Consider the following 2,558-nt stretch of genomic DNA (forward strand, 5'->3'; position numbering starts at 1 on the left):
CGCTGACAAGCCAGCCTGACCAGTTCCCCGGCCACAATCTCACCCGCAACGACCCGTTCGGCATAGCGAATGCCATCTGATACTTTAGCCATCTTAATCCCTCATTTGTAACAGCTCAGCCAAGGGATCGGCTTTGTCTTCCCCGGCCATATTGACTTTAGAGCGACTGGACGGTGACATACCAAACGCGCTCAACATGGCATGAATGCGTTTCCACGCATCGGCTTTCATGCCGGCTGCCGGGTGGGCTTTAATTAACCCCTGAGCGGTTCGGTAGGTGTAACCCTCGCTCTCCAGTGTTTCGCAGTGCGTCCGGTATTCGACGTAGGCTTCAATCAGCAATTCAAGGGCTTTGGCGTCAAGGTTCGTGAGTACGCCGACTTTATCCAGTTCCGCTGCGATCCGTTCGTGCCAGTACCTGCCCATTTTTCCGAAATGTTTGGGAACGTGGGGAACCCCTTTTTGTGGCTGGGGTTCGTTTTTATTGATCGGGCGTTTTGATGGGTTACCCCTCACCAAACGCAGGTGAGTCGGGGTTGGCGGTCGTCCTGCCATGTGATTTCTCCTGTGAAATAGTGCAGTTGGGGCACCCCAAAAAAAAGTTGGCATTTCGCGGCGATGTGAAAAGAGGTAAAGCGGCGGTCCCTTGGGGCGAAAGAGGTAGGGATTTGCCCCGCCCCTCCCCTTATGTGACTGTCACTTTGGTTGATTGCATTGATGACTAACCTTGCCCCCAGTTACCTTGCATTTGCTGTTCTGCCCCAATGAGACCTATTGCTATCAACGCCTCGCCGTTCGGATAGTCAACCAAGAGCTGACGAACAACCTTGATACATTGCTCATAGTTCTTGCGGCTCTCCTCAGGCAATTCGGCAATCAAGCCCTTGAACATTAATAGTGTCTGTTCGTCTTCTGTCATCGTAGCCTCTCCGTTGCGGTCTTACGTTTGTGACAAGACCAGCATAATAATTCCAGATTGGATAGCGCATCCGTGCCACCGTGTGCCTTGGGCTGGATGTGGTCAACGGTCACGCCGGTTATCGCCCGACCTTCACGTAAGCATTGCTGGCATAATTTTTTATCTCTCGCAGTGATGGTGGCTCTGAGTTTGTCCCATTGGCTGCCATAGCCGCGTGCATGTCGGCTCTTGCCTTGCTGGTGATGCTGCCAGCCGGTGTGCAGATGGTCAGCGCAGTAGCCACTGCGGTCGGTGGTGGTCTTGGGGCAGCCTGACTTGCGGCAGGCTCTGGGGATACGTGGCGGCATCACCATGCCCCACGATAGAGGGAAGCGTGATACAGTTTTCCACCGGGAAGCAGCTCTTTATCGAGTTCTTCACGGACTATCTGGCGGGTGTGATCGTCAATGGTGGTTGAGTTAATCAGTGCTGATTCAATCACTGCCGAGTTAATGGCAATCTTTACGCCCTCACCAACTGATAGCGCTTTATCTGTATCATGCTGTTGGCCATGAATACGATCCATTAATTCAGCGATATGTTCTAGCTGTGATTCGAGCTGGTTTAATGCCTCAGTGTTATATTTGATATCGATGGTGAATGTGATCTGCGACATGTTTCGTTCCCCATAAATCAGAATAAATAAACCCGACTCAAGACTTGCCGGGTTCGTTATATAAAACTCTGCATAAGCCACTCTGTGAATGCCCTGTTCAGAATTTGCCGTCTCTCCGGCTGTCACACCGCTTCGCCTGCCTACAGCGGATGTTGCTGATAATGATCCGTCCTACACGGTGGCATGGGTTATTTTTGATTCTGTCTGTACGCTCGATGTCAAAGGAAGCATGTCTCAGCTAATACCGACAGACGGCGATAACCTGACGCAGTGAAAATAAAAATGCCACCAGCCGTGTGCGTTGGGTACGCGGTAGGAACGGGTGGCAGCATGGGTTATTCCGGTCGCCACTCAGGGAATGGGGACGGGAATATTGGCTTTAATTTCAGAGAGTAATCAATAGTGAAGAATTATTCGCTTGTTTTGTAGTAAGGATGGGTTTATAGATTATTGGGAATACACTTTTGGAGGTGGTCATGCCTATAAACCCACTCGATCCATTTAGAACTGAAGGCCCGCTTGTAAAAAGCAAACTGATAGTGGCTATGCCTAATAGTGACTCCGCCATATATATCAATTCCCTGATTCATCGTGGCTTCTTAAAGCAAGATAACCCTATAAACCCCACAACATTAGTCGTTGAAGCTAACAGTATTGAACAATTATGTTATCGCCCTATTGTTAATTACTCTAATATACGAGAAATGCTGGACTTACTTGGATTTACCCAAGTAACTTTATCGTGCAGTGGAGTAAGGTTTGTATTGAATGGATATCCAGGTATTAGAACACTCGAGAGCTATAAACGACGAGTATTGGGTAGCTGGTCTATGTATTAATTATCTTCTTGGCTCACTGACACTCAGCCCTAACATATTCCTGCAACCCCAGCATCATTTGCTCTGAGGTGGCAATGTGTTCTTTCCAAGCGATTTCTTGGCTATAGAAAAGAAGTAGATAACCACTTCTTTCATTACAGGAACA

The 2,558-nt window shown here is 48.7% G+C and carries 5 protein-coding genes; 1 reads left to right on the forward strand and 4 read right to left on the reverse strand.

What is annotated here, in order from left to right:
- Positions 1–93: 93 nt before the first annotated feature.
- From Xkoz_RS18905 to Xkoz_RS18925, 4 genes are all read right to left on the reverse strand, one after another.
- On the reverse strand, positions 94–555 hold the full coding sequence (locus tag Xkoz_RS18905; RefSeq protein ID WP_099143482.1) for a phage terminase small subunit P27 family: 462 nt from the start codon (positions 553–555) through the stop codon (positions 94–96).
- 166 nt (positions 556–721) lie between these two features.
- Entirely contained in the window at positions 722–919 is a 198-nt protein-coding gene (locus Xkoz_RS18915) for a hypothetical protein (protein ID WP_099143484.1), read from the reverse strand.
- On the reverse strand, positions 916–1,266 hold the full coding sequence (locus Xkoz_RS18920; RefSeq protein WP_099143485.1) for an HNH endonuclease: 351 nt from the start codon (positions 1,264–1,266) through the stop codon (positions 916–918). The genes Xkoz_RS18915 and Xkoz_RS18920 overlap by 4 nt, the downstream gene beginning before the upstream one ends.
- Positions 1,266–1,574 (reverse strand): hypothetical protein, encoded by a 309-nt coding sequence (locus tag Xkoz_RS18925; RefSeq protein WP_141554450.1) that lies wholly within the window; start codon positions 1,572–1,574, stop codon positions 1,266–1,268. Before Xkoz_RS18925 ends, Xkoz_RS18920 begins: the two co-directional genes overlap by 1 nt.
- Before the next feature lie 88 nt (positions 1,575–1,662).
- On the opposite strand from Xkoz_RS18925, the gene Xkoz_RS20430 reads away from it, so the two are divergent.
- Entirely contained in the window at positions 1,663–1,848 is a 186-nt protein-coding gene (locus Xkoz_RS20430) for a hypothetical protein (protein ID WP_141554451.1), read from the forward strand.
- Positions 1,849–2,558: the final 710 nt, after the last annotated feature.

It is taken from the genome of Xenorhabdus kozodoii (assembly GCF_002632875.1).
Lineage (GTDB): Bacteria > Pseudomonadota > Gammaproteobacteria > Enterobacterales > Enterobacteriaceae > Xenorhabdus > Xenorhabdus kozodoii.